Source organism: Nitrospirota bacterium, assembly GCA_040754395.1.
Lineage (GTDB): Bacteria > Nitrospirota > Thermodesulfovibrionia > Thermodesulfovibrionales > SM23-35 > JBFMCL01.
Window position 1 is genome coordinate 37,283 of record JBFMCL010000005.1, and the last position, 20,505, is coordinate 57,787.

At 47.7% G+C, this 20,505-nt stretch carries 25 protein-coding genes; 16 read left to right on the forward strand and 9 right to left on the reverse strand.

Annotation, left to right across the window (positions count from 1 at the left end):
• Positions 1-64: 64 nt before the first annotated feature.
• The 6 genes from AB1552_03720 to AB1552_03745 all read left to right on the forward strand — a co-directional run bounded on the left by AB1552_03720 (position 65) and on the right by AB1552_03745 (position 4,614).
• On the forward strand, positions 65-787 hold the full coding sequence (locus AB1552_03720; protein MEW6052883.1) for a diacylglycerol kinase: 723 nt from the start codon (positions 65-67) through the stop codon (positions 785-787).
• A 113-nt stretch (positions 788-900) separates the two neighbouring features.
• Complete coding sequence (locus AB1552_03725) at positions 901-1,779, forward strand: fumarate hydratase (GenBank protein ID MEW6052884.1); 879 nt, start codon at positions 901-903, stop codon at positions 1,777-1,779.
• A 2-nt stretch (positions 1,780-1,781) separates the two neighbouring features.
• A complete protein-coding gene (locus AB1552_03730; protein ID MEW6052885.1) occupies positions 1,782-2,420 on the forward strand; it encodes a FumA C-terminus/TtdB family hydratase beta subunit in 639 nt (212 codons plus the stop codon).
• Positions 2,420-2,770 carry a cytochrome c gene (locus tag AB1552_03735; protein MEW6052886.1) on the forward strand — a complete coding sequence of 117 codons (351 nt, stop codon included), beginning with the start codon at positions 2,420-2,422 and terminating at the stop codon, positions 2,768-2,770. Before AB1552_03730 ends, AB1552_03735 begins: the two co-directional genes overlap by 1 nt.
• A gap of 124 nt (positions 2,771-2,894) precedes the next feature.
• Positions 2,895-3,335, forward strand: a complete 441-nt coding sequence (locus AB1552_03740; GenBank protein MEW6052887.1) for a PilZ domain-containing protein — start codon at positions 2,895-2,897, stop codon at positions 3,333-3,335.
• A 412-nt stretch (positions 3,336-3,747) separates the two neighbouring features.
• Positions 3,748-4,614, forward strand: coding sequence for a radical SAM protein (locus AB1552_03745; GenBank protein ID MEW6052888.1), 867 nt, complete (start codon positions 3,748-3,750; stop codon positions 4,612-4,614).
• Positions 4,615-4,629: 15 nt separating this feature from the next.
• Here AB1552_03745 and AB1552_03750 read toward each other — a convergent pair whose 3' ends face one another.
• The 5 genes from AB1552_03750 to AB1552_03770 form a co-directional block, all read right to left on the reverse strand.
• Entirely contained in the window at positions 4,630-5,292 is a 663-nt protein-coding gene (locus tag AB1552_03750; protein MEW6052889.1) for a SprT-like domain-containing protein, read from the reverse strand.
• Between the two features lie 187 nt (positions 5,293-5,479).
• Complete coding sequence (locus AB1552_03755; GenBank protein MEW6052890.1) at positions 5,480-5,719, reverse strand: hypothetical protein; 240 nt, start codon at positions 5,717-5,719, stop codon at positions 5,480-5,482.
• A gap of 274 nt (positions 5,720-5,993) precedes the next feature.
• Positions 5,994-6,440: an FKBP-type peptidyl-prolyl cis-trans isomerase gene (locus tag AB1552_03760; protein MEW6052891.1), complete on the reverse strand. Its 447-nt coding sequence runs from the start codon at positions 6,438-6,440 to the stop codon at positions 5,994-5,996.
• Between the two features lie 78 nt (positions 6,441-6,518).
• The gene (locus AB1552_03765; protein ID MEW6052892.1) at positions 6,519-6,860 is read right to left on the reverse strand and encodes a TusE/DsrC/DsvC family sulfur relay protein; all 342 of its coding nucleotides are present in this window, start codon (positions 6,858-6,860) and stop codon (positions 6,519-6,521) included.
• Positions 6,861-6,992: 132 nt separating this feature from the next.
• Entirely contained in the window at positions 6,993-7,841 is an 849-nt protein-coding gene (locus AB1552_03770) for a hypothetical protein (GenBank protein ID MEW6052893.1), read from the reverse strand.
• A gap of 298 nt (positions 7,842-8,139) precedes the next feature.
• Between AB1552_03770 and AB1552_03775 the strand changes: the two genes are divergently transcribed.
• The 4 genes from AB1552_03775 (at position 8,140) to AB1552_03790 (ending at position 10,946) form a co-directional block, all read left to right on the forward strand.
• The gene (locus tag AB1552_03775; protein ID MEW6052894.1) at positions 8,140-9,462 is read left to right on the forward strand and encodes a PAS domain S-box protein; all 1,323 of its coding nucleotides are present in this window, start codon (positions 8,140-8,142) and stop codon (positions 9,460-9,462) included.
• A 177-nt stretch (positions 9,463-9,639) separates the two neighbouring features.
• Positions 9,640-10,233 carry a glycine zipper domain-containing protein gene (locus AB1552_03780; GenBank protein MEW6052895.1) on the forward strand — a complete coding sequence of 198 codons (594 nt, stop codon included), beginning with the start codon at positions 9,640-9,642 and terminating at the stop codon, positions 10,231-10,233.
• Between the two features lie 275 nt (positions 10,234-10,508).
• The gene (locus AB1552_03785) at positions 10,509-10,733 is read left to right on the forward strand and encodes a hypothetical protein (GenBank protein MEW6052896.1); all 225 of its coding nucleotides are present in this window, start codon (positions 10,509-10,511) and stop codon (positions 10,731-10,733) included.
• Positions 10,734-10,787: 54 nt separating this feature from the next.
• Entirely contained in the window at positions 10,788-10,946 is a 159-nt protein-coding gene (locus AB1552_03790) for a hypothetical protein (protein ID MEW6052897.1), read from the forward strand.
• A gap of 53 nt (positions 10,947-10,999) precedes the next feature.
• Here the strand turns inward: AB1552_03790 and AB1552_03795 are convergent, their stop codons facing one another.
• Both AB1552_03795 and AB1552_03800 read right to left on the reverse strand, forming a co-directional pair.
• A complete protein-coding gene (locus AB1552_03795) occupies positions 11,000-11,557 on the reverse strand; it encodes a hypothetical protein (GenBank protein MEW6052898.1) in 558 nt (185 codons plus the stop codon).
• A 32-nt stretch (positions 11,558-11,589) separates the two neighbouring features.
• Positions 11,590-11,721, reverse strand: a complete 132-nt coding sequence (locus AB1552_03800; GenBank protein ID MEW6052899.1) for a hypothetical protein — start codon at positions 11,719-11,721, stop codon at positions 11,590-11,592.
• 225 nt (positions 11,722-11,946) lie between these two features.
• On the opposite strand from AB1552_03800, the gene AB1552_03805 reads away from it, so the two are divergent.
• The 3 genes from AB1552_03805 (at position 11,947) to AB1552_03815 (ending at position 14,847) form a co-directional block, all read left to right on the forward strand.
• Entirely contained in the window at positions 11,947-12,711 is a 765-nt protein-coding gene (locus AB1552_03805) for a metallophosphoesterase family protein (GenBank protein ID MEW6052900.1), read from the forward strand.
• An 83-nt stretch (positions 12,712-12,794) separates the two neighbouring features.
• Positions 12,795-14,252, forward strand: a complete 1,458-nt coding sequence (locus AB1552_03810) for a helicase HerA-like domain-containing protein (GenBank protein ID MEW6052901.1) — start codon at positions 12,795-12,797, stop codon at positions 14,250-14,252.
• A gap of 436 nt (positions 14,253-14,688) precedes the next feature.
• Positions 14,689-14,847, forward strand: a complete 159-nt coding sequence (locus tag AB1552_03815; GenBank protein ID MEW6052902.1) for a hypothetical protein — start codon at positions 14,689-14,691, stop codon at positions 14,845-14,847.
• 100 nt (positions 14,848-14,947) lie between these two features.
• Here the strand turns inward: AB1552_03815 and asnS are convergent, their stop codons facing one another.
• The gene (asnS, locus tag AB1552_03820) at positions 14,948-16,336 is read right to left on the reverse strand and encodes an asparagine--tRNA ligase (GenBank protein ID MEW6052903.1); all 1,389 of its coding nucleotides are present in this window, start codon (positions 16,334-16,336) and stop codon (positions 14,948-14,950) included.
• 713 nt (positions 16,337-17,049) lie between these two features.
• Here asnS and AB1552_03825 point away from each other — a divergent pair.
• Complete coding sequence (locus tag AB1552_03825) at positions 17,050-17,289, forward strand: hypothetical protein (GenBank protein ID MEW6052904.1); 240 nt, start codon at positions 17,050-17,052, stop codon at positions 17,287-17,289.
• Between the two features lie 55 nt (positions 17,290-17,344).
• On the opposite strand, the gene AB1552_03830 is transcribed toward AB1552_03825, so the two are convergent.
• Entirely contained in the window at positions 17,345-18,163 is an 819-nt protein-coding gene (locus tag AB1552_03830; protein ID MEW6052905.1) for an ATP-binding protein, read from the reverse strand.
• Positions 18,164-18,492: 329 nt separating this feature from the next.
• On the opposite strand from AB1552_03830, the gene AB1552_03835 reads away from it, so the two are divergent.
• Both AB1552_03835 and AB1552_03840 read left to right on the forward strand, forming a co-directional pair.
• Complete coding sequence (locus AB1552_03835) at positions 18,493-18,771, forward strand: hypothetical protein (protein MEW6052906.1); 279 nt, start codon at positions 18,493-18,495, stop codon at positions 18,769-18,771.
• A 446-nt stretch (positions 18,772-19,217) separates the two neighbouring features.
• Positions 19,218-20,498, forward strand: coding sequence for a M48 family metallopeptidase (locus AB1552_03840; protein ID MEW6052907.1), 1,281 nt, complete (start codon positions 19,218-19,220; stop codon positions 20,496-20,498).
• Positions 20,499-20,505 lie beyond the last annotated feature (7 nt).

Here is a 20,505-nt window from a genome sequence, read left to right on the forward strand (position 1 = left end):
TGGCCAGCCAGTTTACCGGGAAGGGCAGAAATGATGCCAAAACGGAGAACCGGACAGAGGGAACATGAAGAAGTTACGGGATCTTACCATGCCGATCAGGCAATGGCTGAAAAGCGCTAATTTTGCGATAGAGGGGATCCTGCATGCTGCAAAAACACAGCGGCATGTGCGATACCATCTTCTTAGCGCCGCAGTGGTGCTCCTCCTGAGTTATGTCCTCGGGGTCTCGCGCATTGAGTTCCTCATCATTGCCCTGTCTGTTATCGCGGTGCTCCTTGCCGAGATGTTCAATACCGCAATTGAAGTCATCGTCGATATCATATCACCGGAGCATTCCGAGAAGGCGAGGGTCGTAAAGGACATCGCAGCGGGAGCAGTGCTGATCACCGCATTCGGTGTTGCGGTCATCGGGTATATAGTGCTTTTCCCCTATCTCCAGGACACCTTTCACAGAGGGCTCTACATCACAAAACACTCCAAGGAAGAAATCGCCCTCATCGCATTTATTATTGTGGTGATCCTTGTCGTGGTGACCAAGGCATATTTCGGAAGGGGTCTGCCGCTGAAGGGAGGAATGCCGAGCGGACATGCAGCGCTGGCATTCTCGGTGTGGGTAGCGACGACGTTCATGACAGAACACTTTTTCGTCTCGGTTCTCTCGTTTGTCGTTGCGGTTCTGATTGCACAGAGCAGGGTAGTCACCAGGGCGCATTCTATATGGGAGGTCATCCTGGGAAGCCTTATGGGGGCATCCGTGACGTTTCTCCTCTTCAGGATATTTTCCTGACGCAGGGATTTGAACAGTTTGCAGGGAAATCTTCCGCTGCTGACGCAATAACACCAAATCCCTTCACAAAAGCGCAAGGTTTCCTTAATCGCAGGAATATGAAATAATACAGCATGCGGAATTTGCGCGATGCAATAGTGGACCTTTACCGGCAGGCTGCAACTTCATTGCCACGGGATGTGGAAAAGGCTTTAAGGAAGGCGTATCGGAGAGAAGCGCAGGGTTCGAACGCGCGCGCTGCCCTTGCAACGGTTCTCGAGAACGTACGCATCGCACGGGATGACTCGAAGCCGATATGCCAGGATACCGGCGTGCCAGTATTTTTTGTCAGCATACCTTCGGGCATAAGCCATCTTCAGGTAAGAGAAGACATCATCAGGGCAACCAGAATTGCAACCAGGCAGATTCCGCTGAGACCCAATGCGGTCGACATTCTGTCTGAAAAGAATTCCGGCGACAATACCGGAGCCGGATTCCCGGTGATATACCTTGAGGAGACCAAAGATACACTGCTTGTCATGAATCTCATGCTGAAGGGTGCGGGATCGGAAAATATCGGACAGATCTATAAACTTCCTTCCGAAGACCTCATGGCTGAACGCAACCTTGAAGGAGTGAGAAAGTGTATTCTCGATGCGGTATACAAGGCACAGGGCAGAGGATGTCCTCCTTATGTCATCGGGGCAGGCATAGGTGCTGCGAAGGATCAGGTGGCAAAGCTTTCAAAAGTGCAGTTCCTGAGGGATATTGAAGATAAAAATATGCATCGCGTCCTGCGAAAGCTCGAACAAAGAATCCTGGAAGATCTCAATCGTCTCGGGATCGGACCAATCGGCTTCGGTGGCGCAACAACAGCCATAGGAGTGAAGATCGGCGTTTGCCACAGGCATCCGGCTACGTACTTCGTAGACGTTGCAATGTCCTGCTGGGCGGACAGAAAGGCACAGCTTGTGTGGGACATCCGCAAGCCGCAATTCGAAATCAGGAAATGACAATGAAAGAAGCCAGGGGAATCTGCCTTCCGATGACACAAAAGGACGCACGCACGCTGAAAGTCGGTGATCTCGTCCTCATCAGCGGAAATATCGTTACAGGAAGAGACAGGATCCATAATTACCTGTTCAATATGAGGCCGACCGAAAAAGAAGTGCCGTTTCCTCTGAATGGCACTATCATCTACCACTGCGGTCCTCTCATGAGAAAGATACACGGAGGCTTTGAGTGTGTTGCGGCAGGTCCGACAACAAGCGCAAGGCTCGAGATATATGAACACCGGATTATTGCTGAATATGGTATTCGGGGTGTTATGGGGAAGGGTGGTATGGGCGCACAGACTTTGAGCGCCCTTCAGAAGGAAGGGAGTGTATATTTTCATGCCGTTGGCGGTGCAGCAGTGTATCTTGCCGCTAAGGTCAAGAAAGTGGCCGGTGTCTGGATGCTCGATGAATTCGGCATGACAGAGGCGATGTGGCTGCTTGATGTGGAGGATTTCCCCGCATTGGTTACGATGGATGCCCATGGCGGAGACCTGCATGAGGCAATAGACAGGAAATCGTTTCATGAATTCAGGAGACTTGCCGGCATAGGGGAATATCGCAATCCACCTTATCCGGAAAAAGGAGTCAATCCTTGATGAAATACTACACAATGACCGTTCTGCTGACAGTGTCATTTGCACTGTTTTTATTTCAGGCTGGATGCAGGAAGGCAGATCAGCCTCCTGAAGCACCAAAGAGGACCGGATCGCATCAGGCAGCAGAAAAGGCGGCTGAAAAGCTGTTCAATGAACGTTGTCTCATGTGCCATCATGACAGCGCCACGATGAAAAAAATCTCACAGACGGATGAGATTATAAAAACGATAAGGAATCCGAAAAGGGGTATGCCGAAATTTGCAGAAGAAGAAATCTCGGACGCGGAGGCAGAAGCCCTTGCAAAATACATTTTCTTCCGGATACTCACAGGGGCATTGAATAAGAAGTAGAGTTTATTGGTATAGACGGCTTGTCTCCCACGTTCGTTCCCCGTATTTTTTTCAGGCGTTAAATGGATGCTATCAGAAAGGTTTTGCTTCAAAACAGGACGGTTTTTCACTACAATGAGAAATAATGTCGGGTCAGAAATCGGGCAGAAACAGGAATAACAGGCAGCACAAACGGTTTGAAGAGCGCTGCAAGACGGAATTTTGCGTAAAGAATGCAAGATACCGTGGGCTTTCGAGCAATTTTTCTCTTGGCGGGCTCTTCATTAGAACACGACATCCGTTCCCCCCGGGGACCCCGGTTACTATCGTGATCCATTTGCCTGACGGAGCATCTTCACATATACGGGGCAAGGTCAGCAGGGCTTCAATAGCTCCGGCCGGAAAGGGAAGCCAGACAAGAAAATATCTGCAGAAAGGATTTGGCATAGAGATAACAGAAAAAGATACGCATTATCTGCACTTTCTGAGATATCTGCTGAATCTCGAAACGCTTGGCAAAAAATATGCGCGGAGCGAAATAAGCAGATCAGAATTTGAAGCAGGAAAGAGAGACCTGAAGATCTGAGAAGGGAAATTTACAGCCCTGATTTCCTTTTTCAAGCCTGCGGGCATTCCCCAAATTTTTTGCCCTTGAGTTCTTTTTGTGGTTTCCATTTGACAAAACCTGATTGAGTTTCTAGATTATAGTCAGTAAGAATACAGTCAGTATCAATAAGCGCAAATAGTATCCAATGAATATCTGCTCAAGAAGACAATTCATTCAATCGTGCATTTATCTGTCGCTGGCGGGATTTAGTGCAGGTCTTATCCCGCTCTGTTCCGGATGTAATCGGAAAGAAAACGCATCATCACTCGACCTCTTCAACAACAAAAAAGAGTCACGCTCATCATATGAAAAAACAGAAGAAATTAATCAAGGATCTGAACCATCCTACGTACAACTGCATAAGAGCGGGGAATTAAAAGAAAGAGGAGAAATGCTGTGGGACATCATGAAGAGTTGCCAGCTTTGTCCGAGAAAATGCGGTGTCGATCGGATAGAGGGAAATAAAGGGTTCTGCCAAGCTTCCTCTCAACTCGAGATTTCATCCTATCACCCGCATTTTGGAGAGGAAAAGTCTCTGGTTGGAAGGAATGGTTCTGGAACTGTATTCCTTACGAATTGCGGACTGAGATGCGTTTTTTGCATAAACTGGGAGGTCAGCCAGGGCGGTGCAGGGAAACGCAAACGCATTGAGGACATGGCAGAGATGATGCTCCATTTACAGAAAATGGGATGCCATAATATCAACTTTGTAACCCCGACCCATTACTCGCCGCATATTGTTCTTGCTGTTGACATGGCAGCGAATAAAGGGTTGAGGCTCCCCCTTGTATATAACACGTGCGGATGGGAACGCATAGAGATATTGAAAAAACTTGATGGAATAGTAGATATCTATCTGCCGGACTTCAAGTATTCAGACGGCAGGATGGCAGGCAGATATTCATCTGGAGCAGAATTATATCCCCAAGTCACGCGGGAAGCGCTGCTCGAGATGCACAGACAGGTGGGCATAGCAAAACCCTCAGGGGATGGGCTTATGTACAGAGGATTAATGATACGGCACTTGGTTATGCCCAACGGCGTCAGTGGAACCAAAGGAGTGATAGAATGGATAGCAAAAAACCTTCCCAAGGATACTTACCTCAACATCATGTCGCAATATAGGCCGGTGTATAAAGCATTCGAGTATCCGGAAATCTCGAGGAGAATTACCTCTCAGGAATACAAAGAAGCGGTAGAATGGGCGAAAAAGGCAGGGCTTACAAATCTTGATATTCAGGGATACCACGCTTTTTAGAACCCGGACACCACACTAAAAATAACGTTTCTCCCATGATACGGCTTTTTCATAATGCGCGAACAGCCGCTCGCGCTTTTTGAAATCCGGAGGATGTACTGACCTCCTGCCGTTTTTCTTTTCTTCGTGAATGGTGCTGTGAAGCATCTCGTGGTACACGACGAATGAGATGAAATACCCGGGCACGCGTTTTCTGTCCAGACACGGATTGATTCGGATGATATTCGACGCATAGCAGTAACTTCCCAGAGTCCGTTTTCTGACAGACCGAAAGGAATTCCTGTTCCCCCAGGTAATCGAAGCGGTGATATGTCCTCCGAAGTATTCATCGTTGAGTGCGTCAAAAATCTCCTGAAGGTTGAAATGCCTGCCATGAATGTGCAGGCGTTTTACCCTTAACGGCTTGGGCCTGAGAAGATGCTTCTGGGCATGGATGAACTTTCTGATGAGCAGGGTGCTCTTTTTTCTGTCACTGATGAATGCGGCAATCTCTCTGAGAATCTCCTGGTGCGCATTGAGGAAAATCCGGTGAAGTCTTATATTTGCTGTCCCCCCTCTTTTTTTCACCGAGAGCATGCTGGTTGAGTTGTCAGTTATGACAACGGAAAGGGTTCTGCCTGTCTCCCTTTCGAAAAAGTCCCTGAGAGAAGCCGTGTTATGTAAAAAATGAAGATCCATCTGTTCCATATGACCACGAAATTCGGCAATTCGGAGTATATATTACCGGAATCCGGCAATAAATAGCTCGGAAGGTTCAAGCATGTGATTTTGCGGGTACCCGTGCACGGCAGTTTGAAGGCATTCAATTATTCGCGGGCGAATGCGTTAACAGGCAAAATATCTGTGAAGACATGAACAGTGATGATTATTGCTGGGGCAACATTCTGACATTTACATCAGTAACCCACCATTTCTTCCCGGGTTTTGGGTGCTGGTTGTTAAGCCGGATTTCTGACTCGATAATCTTCTGGATCAGCGCAAGTTCTGAATACTCATCCTTCAACACATCCCAGGTTAAGAGTGTCCTGATTGCATCCTTGAAAAACATTCTCTCCGAGATTGATAACTGCTGAATCTCCATTTTCCAGTACCTGACGGGTTTCATGATGCCTCCTTGTTTCAGAATCCTCTCGATTTCTGCCGGGGCCCCATGGGGTGGGAGACAGCAGAACTCTCTATTTGCCGTTTTTCGAAAAGAGATGTTTGCGGGAGAGGTTCGTAGAATAACTATACACGAAATAACGCCCAGACTCTGTGATTGTCGTCACATAAAAGGCTTTGCCGGGAAGGTATTCCAGAGAGTAACCGGAAGGCAATATCTCTCCTAACCGACTGATCTGTCAGCATATTCAGCAAAGGGATAAGACGTCGAAGGCCTGCTATGATTTCACTATTTCCAGGAGAGCAAGATCGAAAAGAAGATCCTTACCTGCAAGAGGATGATTGAAGTCAAGCATGACAGACGACCGGGAGACTTTCCTGACAATGGCAGTCGAAGTCTGGCCATTCTCGCGGGGAATCTCGAAATAAAGACCCACTTCCGGGTTCCAGTCCTCAGGAAACCTGTCTCGGCCAACATCGAGGACCCATTCCTGGTGGTACGCACCATAGGCTTTCTCAGCCGGGATGAGCATTGTTTTCGATTCCCCGACTTTCATGCCATTGACTGCCTCGTCAATTCCTTTTATTACCTCACTGTTGCCGAGAATAAATTCGAGGGTTTCCTGACCGATAAGAACCTCATTTTTTTCGTGCTCTGACAGGCTGCAGGTATAGGTGATCTTTACCTTATCGCCATTTTTCGCTTTTACCCTTGTTCGTGCCATTCTCTGTCCCTTTCAAAAGTGGCTGCTGCGGTTTTATGAGATGTCAACATGCCTTCAACTAAAGGCCGGGGGAACACTTCAGGCGCCTGCAGGACATGCAAGAGCAGGAAGCCCTGCCCATTTCAGCAGCCGTGGAATTGAAAGACCTTCAAAAATTCTGTGCAGCTTTGCCAGACTCAGGCCGGTTCCTTTCGTAAGCAGAAAGAGTATCTCCCCGTCACCTGACGGCAGCATGTTTTTTTGATACAGGTCCCTGAGGAGTTCCAGGACGGACCAGTGTTTTTTGTCGTTCCCGAGTTTCCTGAAGCCGTCTTCAGACGCGATCAGCACAGCAAGTTCCCTTGTCCATTCGGAAGCGTCTGTCAGATATCCGTTGCTGTCTAATTGGATTTCTTTTCCATTGAAAACAAGAGTCGGCATTACTTCACTTCCTTTTAATAACATTATATCAATATATAATGTGATATTTTAGAGAAAGATGCAATATATTTGATCGTTTTTGCAGAGAAGATTCCTTCTTCTGTCTCCGAAGGATTTGCGTACCCGTAAGCTTCACCTTTTGTGAATCGATGCCTCAGGGAGTATTACGTCAAGTATCAGAAAAAGCCTGAGAATATTGATCCATGTTCCCGGGCTTCTGGTTATTATCCCTGTTTTGGGACGCGGGAGTTCCTCTTGTCCGGGCAATCCCGGCCTGATTTCTGAGGCATGAATAATTGTGCTGACAATCAGCATCTGCATGACAACAGAAGAAATCCACAGAATTATGCAGAGTATCAGCACAGCCGGAGTGAAGCGGGGTTCAGGGGGAATGAATGACAGGATAATATATGCAAGCCCCAGCAGGTTCACCAGTGCGATAGAGATGCGGAAGGGAACAAAAAGCGCCCTTTTTTCGAGAGTTTTCAGAGAGGAAGATTCCTGATCCCATTTTCTGATGTACTCACCCCATAGCGGAATCTCAGGCAGATTAAGACTGGTCTTGAGTTCGGTCTTCCAGCGGTAACGTTGAAAATATTCCTCAAGTTCATTGCAAAAACCGGAAGCTCTCATGATTTTTATTTCTTCTGCCAGCAGCAGATACATGAACCCGCAGGCAAAAAAACCGGCGCCGGCGAGTATCAGGACGCCAAAAAACACATGCAGCGAGAATAAATAGACTGTCAGGGCAGCGGCGACAATCAGCACGATCAGCCCTATTTTTGTTACATCGTGCTGGAAGCGGAGATTGTCGAGCATCTCTTTTTTCGCATTTTCACACGCTTTCAGATACAGGGAAAATTCGTTTTCAAAGACCCTTCCCTGACTCGTATCAGAAAAATACTGCGTATACATCTGGTTCAGTCGCTGTTTCAGTTCGGCCACCTTGTGTTTCAGCTCAACGGTTTTTTCATCTTCCATGGCAGTATTTCACTCCCTTATCAACATTCCAGATGAATGGATTTCTCCCATTTTTTCCAATTCAGGTTGCACTGGTTACTGAAAGATACTTCAGAGTCTGCAAAGCTTCACTGTTCACGATTTGAGAAAGCACAACTGCACAATAGCAGGTTACATCTCTTTCCCATATTAGCATAATCTGCCCCCAAATTCCACTTTGAGTGTGGGAAGAACGCGGGGTCGTGAGATCTCCCGGACACCCTACCCAGGTAGGATTGACGCATAGGATAAAACGGCTAAAATGAAAGGTAGGCCGCGTATGTATAAAAAGAGAAACACCGAATTATCAGAACGTATGCACTTGCCGGAAGGTTCGGCAGTCTGGAGTCAGTCGCATATCCTGATCGTTGATGACGAGCCAGAGTCCGTAATACCGTTGCGGGACATGCTCTCCGAGTGGGGCTATCAGGTGATGTTCCTGAATTCAGCGCATGAAGCGTTGGCTGCAATCAAGGATCAGTCTTTTGATATCGTAATCAGTGATCTTATCATGCCTGAAATGGACGGGATTGAACTGCTGAGGATGGCCCGCGCCGTTGATCCGAATCTCATATGCATCATTATGACAGGATATGCCACGGTTCAGATGGCCATAGAGGCGTTGAAGATTGGGGTCTTTGATTTTGTTCTGAAACCATTTGATTTCAAGATGCTGAGATTTACCCTTTCCCGCGCCTCCGAAGTAAGGAATCTTCGTAAATCAGAGGAAATTTACCGTTCAATCGTCGAAGACTATCAGACAGAGTTCATCTGCCGTTTCCGTCCTGACGGTACGCTTACCTTTGCAAATCAGGCATTCTGCCGGTATGTTGGCAAAGCGAATGAGAAGGTCATCGGGAGAAACTTTCTGCGCTTTGCACCTCCGGAAGACAGAAAATATCTCATGAAACAGCATTCGTCCCTCTCCGTCATGAATCCTGTGACAAGCTACCAGATCCGTGTCCTCAGGCCGGACGGTGCAACCGGATGGCAGGAATGGACCTGCAGGGCAATATTCAACAGACAGGGAACTATCGCTGAGATACAGTCAATAGGGAGGGATATTTCCCTTAAGGTGGAGACAGAGGAAATCCTTGCGCTGAAGGAAATGGCAATAGCAAACTCGATCAACAGTATTGCGATTTTCAACGGTAAGGGGAATCTGACATACGTCAATAATGCATTTCTCCGTTTATGGAAGTATGAGAATGCTGCGGATGTTCTCGGCAGGCATGCGACTTCGTTCTGGCACACCGAGGAAGAGGCTGAGAAGGTCATACAACTGATTCGTGAAAAAGGTAGCTGGATCGGCGAACTCACTGCAAGTGGAAAGGACGGAGAGACGTTTGACGTGCATCTTGTGGCGAGCATGTTCATGCATGAAGTTACACACTCTTCCTACATGATCGCATCATTTGTGGACATTACGGAGCGAAGATTGTCAGAAAAATCATTGCAGAAAAAAGAGGAAGAACTGAAAAACAGGGTGAAAGAGCTCGAGGAGTTTTATGAAATTGCTGTAGGAAGGGAACTCAGAATGAAACAGCTCAAGGAAGACATGGAAAAGATGGAAAGGGAACTGAAAAAATATAAGGGCGGGTAGGCTGCAAGGTCCGGTGCAGGATTGTTTCAGGCGATGGGACGACGGCTGTTGCAGCACTGACACGCTGAAATTTTATGAAAAGCGAATTCTTCTGATCATGCACGTGCGGTATTGAATGTATTGACAGAATCTCCTGAAGATTAGTACATTATTTACTCTAATAAATAGAGAAAGCGTATGAGAAAACTAGTGATTTTGGTGATTATCGGGTTCCAACTCAGCGGTTGTGCTACGCTGAGAAATGAATTCGATACAAGAGCGAATATGGGCATGTTCGGAGGATGCGTTTCGGGGGTAGTCGTTGGAGGGGTTGCCGGCAATGTCTTCGGCGCATTGCTCGGAGGGATGATCGGAACCGCTACGGGGAATTTTATCGGGGAACATTATGATAAAAAGCTGGGAACACGCGAAGAGGCGATGCTGAAACACAGAATGAAGGACAGGGAAGAGAAACTTCTTGTTGAAGCCTCTCAGATGCATCCACGGACAGCAACAGCCGGATCCGTCATAAATACCAGTGTGCGATATACGGTTGTGGCACCTTCTGATGTCAGGGAAATCAAGATAACCGAAACCAGAATGTTCTTCAGTGACAACGAAGGATTTATTAAACTGGATGAGAGGGAGGTTCTCAGAACACAGGGCACCTTCAGTTCAGCGTTCAAGTTTACTGTCCCTGAAAAAATATCAAAAGGTGATGCCCTTGTCATTACCGTCATTTCAAGCGACAAGCAGAAAGATTCTGTTACGTCCTCCCTGAAAATCAGCTGAACTGGATACAAAAAAACCGTATAGGTGTTCCCGCCTTCCAGAACGTTGCATGTCCGTGATACTGTTCCCTGCATCATCCCTGATTTATCCACAGATGTGAAAAGACATTTGCTCTCCTTATGACTAACATAATTTGTCACTTGCTGCACGGAAAGGATTCATCGATTCCTTTTTTGCCAATAAATTCAAATGATTAGGCGGGGATTTTTGGCATGGTATATGCTTCGTAATATAGTAGAATTACAATCAGAGAGTAAACAATGAGGAAAATGCACATGACGTCTCCAACAATACGAATCCTGCATATGTATGAAACCGTAAAAGGTTTTCTGGCAAACGCCATGAGAAGGGAGAGACCAGACGCCTCGATGTCTGAAGGGAATTTTATCGGGTACGAGGCGTTTCCTTCGGGGTGCCAGCATCACACAGGGAAATGCAGGTCTGGAAATGATGTGCCCTGCTGCGGGAAGCTCAGGAAACAGGATAAAAAAGAGCCTTGATAAACATGGCATGCAGGTATGCAGTGAGGCAGCACATAGCCGGAGGTCGGAGAAATGAGCAGAGATAACATGAAAAAAATCGTCTCAATCCTGATGGGATCACCTTTTTATCTGACCTTGTCAATTGAGGAGCGGTATCATCTTGTGCAGAGATTGCTGCGAGATTATAAGATGCATTTAAGGGCTGAAGACAGCCAGGCAGACATTCGGTAATCGTGAAAAGTAACGATGTCAGCAGCGCCTGTCTCTGTATGTATCCGTAACGTTCAGAATGTCTGCTCGACAAAGATTCCGTATCTGCCGGTGAGCTGATCAAGTTCACGATATCCATCCGCAACGTGAAGGGAATAATATTTTTTGTTGCATATTTCGCAAAGAATACCGTTGACCGAAAAATCGTCAGAAAAATGGTAGTATGCCCAGCCTATCGCAAAAGGTGCAGAGTACAGATGAATGACATATTTGCATATGCAGCAGATGCCAAAGGCAAGAGACACGGGATAGGCAAACTGTGCCCTGTAACCGAACTGGTGTTTCTGAATGACGCCCCACAGATGAACCCTTCCGAGGAGTGTGCCCCGGTAACAGAACCTATCGATATTTTCAAGAGCGGACCGAGAAGTTTTGTATGCGTAAATACCGTTGCCAGAATGGGTTTCCGGGAAGCTTGGTTTTTTCTCAATTCCCGCACGGAAAGCTGCACCAGCTTCAAATCGCAGGCCCGGAGGCCAGAAATCATTCCTGATCACGGATTTGAGCAAAACACTGCCGTCTTCAGGACTCTTCCGGATCTTCCAGAAACGCCACCCGGTAAGCGCCGTCACATAATCAGGAACCGTGACCCTTTCATTTTCCTTTAATATTGCGATACCTCGGCAGGTTCGTTTGCCGGCACAGCCGGCACTTGAGCGGGCACTCTTTCTGCAGGGAGAGGTTCTTTCAGGGGTTCCGCGATAATCGTTTCTTCAAATTCTCCGATCTTTCCCACAAATTTTCTCCTTTTTTGTACTATACCATATTTTTTGTGATAGTCTGTCAGGGGCGGCTGCGAAAAAACACTGCTATCGACTGGGTGCTCTCTTGTCTGTCAAAAGGCCGGCAGATGAGGATATTTCACGACCACAGTTGACACGATTCCCGATTTATGGCTTTATTAATAGGATATCCCGAAATATGCAGATTTCAGGAGGAAATCGAGCATTCTACTACCGCTATGAAAGATCCAAAAGCACTGCAGGAAATATTCGCCAGGGACGACCGGCTTATCCGTCTTCCCTCAAAGGGCCGGGCGGTATTCGTCGGGGATACCCACGGGGATCTGGATGCTACAGAGACGGTTTTCAAGCTTTTTTTTGAGCCCGGGAACATACTGATTTTTCTGGGAGATTATGTAGACAGGGGCGAAGAATCGAGGGAAAACATGGAGTTCCTGTTGCAGAAGAAGTCAGATGCCCCGGACCGGGTGTTTCTTCTCGCAGGCAATCATGAGGGGTATTGCTCGCTTCCGTTCAGCCCGGCTGATTTCTGGGAAAGCCTCTCGCCGGAAGAATTCCGCTACTATTCATCTATCTGTCGTTTCCTGCCTTTTGCCGCGGTCAGCAGCAATGGCCTTCTGGCCGTGCATGGGGCACCGCCCGATGTAAGTGACGCAGAGAAGATCAATACCATCCAGATGTGCAGTGAGCAATGGCAGCAGCTCACGTGGGGAGATTTCATGGAAGAGCAGGGAGAATTTATTGGTTCCCGGGGCGGACGTCCTGTATTCGGAGAGGACTACTTTTCACGGACGATGAAGCAGCTGGGAGCACGTGTGCTCATCAGATCCCATCAACCGCAGATCAGGCCGGTTATTTTCGGCAAACGGTGTCTGACGCTAATGACTTCATATTACTATACTTTCAGCCGGCATATCGCTATTGCAGACCTGGAAAAGACATATATCAATTCAGTCGATGACCTGGATCGCACAGAGATTTGACGGGTTTGCGTTTTCAGAAACAGACGCATTCCTCTACATGACAACCACATGGAATAATTACCATTCAGGAAGGTGAGGGAGACATGAATAATACTGAGGAAATACTCGTTGCAAGAGGAAAACAGGATCTTGCGGTGCATTCTCAAATGGCCAACCGCCACGGCCTTATTGCCGGCGCTACCGGTACCGGAAAAACAGTCACACTCCGTGTCATGGCAGAGCAATTCAGCCGGGCGGGTGTGCCGGTTTTCATGGCTGATGTAAAAGGAGATCTCTCCGGACTTGCCAGACCTGGCGGTGACCATCCCAAGGTAAAGGAACGGGTGCGGCAGCTGGCTCCCGATGATTTCTCATATGAAGGGTATCCGGTAATATTCTGGGACGTATTCGGGGTGCAGGGACATCCTCTCCGCACAACGGTATCTGAGATGGGGCCGCTTCTTCTGGGCCGCATACTCAATCTGAACGATATCCAGAGCGGTGTGCTTGGCCTGATATTCAGGATTGCTGACAATAACGGGCTTCTGCTGCTCGATCTGAAGGATCTCCGGGCAATGGCACAGTTTGCGGGTGAGAATGCGCGTCAATTTACCACGGAATACGGGAACATCTCTGCTGCAAGTATCGGGGCAATCCAGCGGAACCTTCTTCTGCTTGAAGAACAGGGCGGAAATGCATTATTCGGGGAACCGGCGCTTAATCTCCACGACTTGCTGCAGACTGACAGCAGTGGAAAGGGAATGATCAGCATCATGTCAGCCGAAAGACTTATTCAGGCTCCAAAAGTGTATGCAACTTTCCTTCTGTGGATTCTTTCAGAACTGTTTGAACAGCTGCCGGAGGTGGGAGACCCTGTCAAGCCGAAATTTGTGTTTTTCTTTGATGAGGCGCATTTGCTCTTTGATGATACCCCTAATGCGCTGAAAGAAAAGATTGAGCAGGTAGTACGTCTCATACGCTCAAAAGGGATAGGCGTGTATTTCGTCACACAGAATCCCCTCGATCTGCCTGATACGGTTCTCGGCCAGCTTGGCAACAGAGTTCAGCATGCGCTCAGGGCTTTTACCCCGAAGGATCAGAAAGCGGTCAGAGCAGCAGCGGAGACGTTACGTGCAAACCCTGCGCTTGATGCTGCACAGGTGATCACTGAACTCGGGGTCGGAGAAGCACTGGTATCATTTCTGGATGTAAAGGGATCTCCCGCTATTGTGGAAAGAGCCCTGATCTTTCCTCCTCAGAGCCGTCTCACTCCGCTTGATGCGCAGGAACGCGCTGATCTGGTCCGGCAATCGTTGCTCGCCGGGCATTATGAGCGATTGGTTGACAGGGAGTCTGCCTATGAAAAGCTGAAAGAGAGGGCCGAGCAGGAGGTGCTTCAGCAGCAGACAAAGCCGGCTGACGGGAAGGCGGCACCGAAAACCCAGGGGAGAACCCTCTTTGAGGCGCTTGCGAAAAGCGCCGCACATGCGATCGGCAGCCAGATCGGACGGCAGATCATCAGGGGCGTCCTCGGTTCAATACTCGGGGGAAGGAAAAGATAGAAACGCCTGGCAGGCAAGGAAGGTAACTATTCTCTGACAGTATCCTATTGACTCGGCAAATACCAAATCCAGCGAAATGCATCTTTCAGGTGCTCGCAAAGACCTGTTTCCCAGACGTTTGAGTTGTTGTGTATCGCTGGATCTGGGAGACAGTATATTCCGGATTATTGATGAGTAACCCTTCAGTGAAGGGTGCTATAAGGTAATATAGCGACACGCTAAACATTGATGAGGTTTTTTATCTTGACAGGAGATTCTTTTTCGGATTAATATTAAAAGTTTGGTAAAATTTCCCCGACGGTTATGTCGCCTTTGTCCTGGCTTTGCCAATCAAAAAAGGGAATACACAATAGTCGAATTGCGCGCTGACAGGCGCATCCGGATAACTGCTGGTACGTTGTGAAGGAATTAAACTAGCGGAAAGGAGGAGGGTATCATGGCTGACAAAGGGAAATCGAAAACAGACGTTTCCTCAAGAGCAGAATCCAAGGGAAGGGTTCACACCTGCCGTTTTTGCGGCAACAAGGTTGAAGTTGTCCTTTCAGTGACCTCATCGGGAAAGAAAAGAATGAAACGTCTTTGCTGCGAAGGCTAAGAACGCTTCCCCTGCGGGAGAAAAGTATTTTCTGTCGCAGGGGATGTTTTTCCGAAGTTGCTAAATATTCCACGCATGCCACTTCCCCCGGTTCAGATAGTCAGATCCCGATAGTATGAGGCGCCCGCGGGCATGGGATAACATCCCTGATATTGGCCATGCCGGTGACATACTGCACAAAACGTTCGAATCCCAGTCCGAATCCCGCATGGGGAGCAGAGCCGAATCGTCGGAGATCCAGATACCACTGGAGGTTTTCCACGGGAACTCCGGCCTGCCGCATCCGTTCCTCCAGTACCTCAGTCCTTTCTTCGCGCTGGCTTCCGCCCATTATTTCCCCGATTTTCGGAACAAGGACGTCCATCGCTGCAACAGTTTTGCCATCCGGGTTCAGCCTCATATAGAATGCTTTGATCTCTGCAGGATAATCTGTCACGATAACAGCACCCCTGAAAACCCTGTCTGTGAGATACCGTTCATGCTCGGACTGAAGGTCAGCGCCCCATTCGGCAGGAAACTCAAACGATTCTCCGGAACTCTTCAGTTCCAGTATCGCATCCGAATATGAGATGCGGGTAAACGGCGTTTCAGAGAGACTCTGCATCTCTTCCACAGAGATCCTTCCATACTGTTTTCCCAGGAACGCGAGTTCATCCTCTCCCCTTTCAATGACGCTTCTGCAGAGAAAACGGAAGAAATCCTCTGCAAGACGCATGTCATCAGCAAGATCTGCGAATGCCATCTCGGGTTCGATCATCCAGAACTCGGAAAGATGTCTGGTGGTATTCGAATTTTCCGCCCTGAAAGTCGGTCCGAAGGTATACACATTGCCGAGCGACATGGCAAGGAACTCAGCCTCAAGCTGACCGCTGACAGTGAGAAAGGCCCGCCTGCCGAAGAAGTCCTGAGTGAAATCAACCTCGCCGTTTTCCTTCCTCGGAAGGTTTGCAAGGTCAAGTGATGTAACGGAAAATAATTCACCTGCCCCCTCGCAGTCACTGGAGGTGATAATCGGGGTATGCACCCAAATGAAGCCGCGCTCCTGAAAGAATTCGTGAACAGAAGCGGCAATGATATTGCGGACCCTGAAGACCGCGCCAAATGTGTTGGTTCTTGACCGGAGATGCCCGATCTCCCTGAGGAATTCGAGGGTATGCCCCTTTTTCTGCAGAGGGTATCTGTTGGGGTCTGATTCACCGAATACTATAATCTCAGATACCTCGAGTTCGAACTTCTGTCCCTTGCCGGGAGACTCCCGCAGAACTCCTTTTGCCATGATTGCTGCGCCGGTGTTGCACCGGTGAAGTTCCCTGAATGCCCCCGAGTTCTGCGGGACTACGAGTTGAAGGGTATCCTGTGATGAGCCGTCATTCAGCACCAGGAAGGCAAAGCCTTTCGATTCACGTTTTGTCCGGACCCAGCCGCATACTGTTGCCTGCTGTCCCGTGAAGCCGTCTCCAAGGAGATCCTTTATCAATGATCGTGTCACGGTTCCCTCCATTCTCCCGTGCAGGGGTTATACGATACGGGTATTTCTCTTGCTGCAATGTTTTTCATTGTATCACATCCGGTTTTTTCAGGGTATGCAATGCCATTTCTGATATTTGCCTGCAGGACAAACTCCCGGCTCACCAGGCAGCAAAGCGCGTGAATGCCGGATAATTTCAGGACACTGACAATGCATGTCACTGGTATACCGGATACGCGGCAGATGCGACACGATTTCATTGCAAATCAATACCTTATCAGTATGGGAAGTATGGCATGAAATATGCTTTGATACCTTAACAGCATAAGATTCTCAGCTTATTGCTGTGGCAGGGAGGATGCAGACCCAGAGGATAGCCTGCCACAGCACCTTTTCTGCAACTAAGGATTTTGAGGGATTTTGCAGAAACACAGTGTTTGCGTTATGCGGAGACAATGCTGCGATTACTAGAAGGATAACGCAAAATCTCGGGAACGTTCCGTATGGAATGAGAAAAATGGCTGGAAAAATAAAGTCTTATGGCATAAAAAGAAAAAATCTCTTGTGCGGATAGGGATTATTTAGGTATAATTATTAAATTGTAATGTAAGGAATCCGTATACTGTATGAAAAAATTCTCTCGCGTTTCATTTTTGTTTCTGCTGTCTTTCTTCATCTTTTCACTTTGCTTTTTTGGGCCTGCTGAAGCAGCACAAAAGGACGATACCCCTCTTATGAAAGGTCTGGTGTCGAAAGTCAGCTGGAAATTGACCAGTACGTTCTGGAAAGCGAATAATAAAGAGACTGTTGAAAACAGGTACGACAACCCGGATTTGTCATCTCCGCCACAGATTTCACTGAGCCACAGTCTGAAGGCATTTTTTTCTCTCAGGGCTCCCTCAGTAAAGGAGTTTGTTGAGAAAGAAAAGTTCGATTATTACCGCGCGCTGTTCGGACTGAATATCGCGTTCTGAAACAGCGCAATTCCCTGCCAGACATCCCATGATATCCTGTATGTTGTAACGGATGTCATGACTTTGACCTGTAGGGAAAGTACAGACTGAAGGTGGAACCTTTCCCCACGGTGCTCTCTACATTCACCAGCCCGCTGTGCAACTCAACAACTTTTTTTGTGATTGATAACCCCAGACCCGTTTCCTGTTTGTTTGCTTTTGTGGTAAAAAACGGTTCAAAAATCAGATGCATATTTGCTGCCGGGATTCCCATGCCGTTATCAGACACTTTAAGGACGGCGTAAGACCTCTGATTGATATGGTCCCTTGTAGTAGATACCGTTACTATCCCGCCCTGCGGCATTGCATCAGCGGCATTCATGAGAAGGTTATTGACCGCCTCCTTGACCTCTTTTTTTGCCACATAGATCCGGGGGATATCACTGAAAGATCTGGTAACGGTTATTGAGCGTTCCTTGAGGGTTTTTCTGTACTTTTTCAGACATTCATTTGCAAGTTCGTTGATATCGCATTCTGTTCTCTGGGAGACAGGACTGTCGGAAAACGAAAGGACATCCTTCAGGATGTCCTCAAGCCTTTTTGCTTCCGCTACAATAGATTGCAGGTATTCCTTCTGTTGCGCGTCATTTACAGGGAATTTCCCGAGCCTCCTCGCAAGTCCTCCGATAACGGTAACCGGATTTCTTATCTCATGCGCGACATTTGCCGTGAGCCTGCCGAGCGCGGATAATTTTTCATACTCCAGCAGTCTCTTGTCCAGCTGTTTCTTTTTTTTCTGGAACCGCGCCTTGCACCGCTCAAGGTGTGCTACACATTTCCGCAGGTCTTCTAGTTCACTGATCAGATGAGATTTTGTCCTTTTCTTGTCTTCCATGACAGGTGCCGGATGCAACAGAGAGCAAAGATTATTTATTAATAGTAATACAAATGAACAGAAAACACCAAATGATTACAGGGAAACGGCCTGCTGACATTCTGTGCACCAGTATCCTGCCGGTGACCCTGCATGTCAACAGGCTGCCAATAATTGGAGAAAAAATTCTTGCCACGAGTTCATCTGTGTTCTTCCACAAGTACAAAGTATCTATAAATCAAAGAGTTGTCAATATGGTACCAATTTTGCTAGAAAAATTCTGTTGGGAGATGATTCTTTCACACAACGGGGAGCTGAACCCCGTCTCTTATTTCCAGAAAGGAGGATGTATGAAAGCCAGACATCTTGCCGAGGCGATTATCCTGCAGTCGATTGAGGATCTGTGGGATAAGGACAGCAAAGAAGAGAGCATTCGGTTTTTTACCGAAGAGGATTTCAGGACATGCGCTGCAATTGCGAAAATAGACATAGCAGATCAGATCAGGATACTCACCATGCTCAGCGAACAGATAAAGAAGCTGCACAAACCGGCCAAAGCACGGAAGAAGACTTCTGCCAGATACATCTTCCCTGATTATGCATCGAATAAGGAATTGATTAGAACATAGCGCTTCTCTTGTCATTGATCGGTGAAGCAGGAAGGGCTCAACGAAAAATCACGTCCTGGCATTGATTCCTTTTCTTTCTCAGAAATCAAATCACTCAGCCCAAATCTGTGCGGAGATTAACCACTCCAAAATCCAGCGATAAGAATAATCATTGCGGGTGTTGTTGCGAGGCAGAGCCGGAACAAACCAGGAGCGGGATTCATTACTCTGTATGGAACAAGCTCCGCAATCTTGTCTTCTCTATCAAGATTGTCACATCCCGAATACTTTCGGGACTCGCAATGACTTGTTTGCCAGGTGTTTGAGATATTTATTGCTGGTTCTGAGCTAAAATATCCTTTAGTACAAATGTCGCTAAATATCAAAGTGACAGAACAATATGTGCAGACCGTTAAGGAGGTGCTGTTCTGACCCCATATCTTGTCCTGGTGTTTTTTCTCTATGTGATGAAAGAATGTGTCGGATACCTTCTGCAGTATCTGAATCTCCGTCACATGAAAAGACAAGGGCTGTCGGTGCCGCCGGAAATCGAGGGGCAGGTCGGTCTTGAACTGCTGAAAAAGACACGGGATTACGAGGAAGACAAGACGCGGTTTAGCTTCATTTCATCCCTGTCAGGAAATGGAGTGACAGTACTGTTCCTCTTCGGGGGACTTTTGAATGCCTATAATTCCTGGATCGTCTCTCTGCAATGGTCTTTTATCTTTTCCGGGCTGGTGTTTTTTCTTCTCCTGAGCTATGCAGGCTCGTTTCTGTCCATCCCGTTCAGCCTGTACAGTACCTTCAGTATAGAGAAAAAATACGGGTTCAATACCATGACTCCCAGATTATGGATATCTGATTTTCTGAAATCCCTGCTTCTCTCGACTGTTCTGAGCGCTGCCCTGATCTCCGCGGGACTTTGGATGATTCAGCTCAGCCCAGAGCACTGGTGGATATGGGTCTGGGGGTTTTTTCTCGTCTTCAGCCTTTTCATCATGTATATTTCACCTTATGTCATAGAGCCCCTCTTCAATAAATTCACGCCAATAGATGAGGCTGGTCTGGAGGACAGGATCAGGGAAATGATGGCGCGTGTGAACATTAAGGTAAGCAGTGTTTTCAAAATGGATGCTTCCAGAAGGAGCAGGCATACGAATGCATACTTCTCAGGGATCGGAAAGGTGAAGCGGATCATTCTCTATGACACGCTGCTCGAAAACATGAACCAGGAGGAAATACTCGCAGTGCTTGCCCATGAAGCAGGACACTGGAAAAGAAGACACATTCTGAAAATGATCGTCATGGCCGAAATCATCTCGTTCATCGGTATCTATTTCTCCTTCCGGGTGCTCCGGTCAGATTTTCTCACGCAACTGTTCATGGTCGAGCAGGGAACGTTATTTGCAAAAGTCCTGGTGCTCGGGTTCATGGCAAGTATTTTGGCCTTCCCGTTCACTCCCCTGGGCAGTTACATTTCCAGACGTTTTGAAAAAGAAGCTGACAGGTTTTCTTTCCAGCTTACGGGAAACCGGGAGGCCATGGCGAGCGCACTGATAAAGCTCTCAAAAGACAACCTTTCGAACCTCCATCCCCATCCGGTCTATGCGGCATTTTATTATTCACATCCCCCTGTTGTTGAGCGGATACGGAATATCAGGAAAGGCGCCCTGAAAGGGCATTCCCCTTCCGGCGTGTTGAAAAAGACACATGGGGATACAGACGGATCAGATGGATTGCCGAAATAAAATTCCC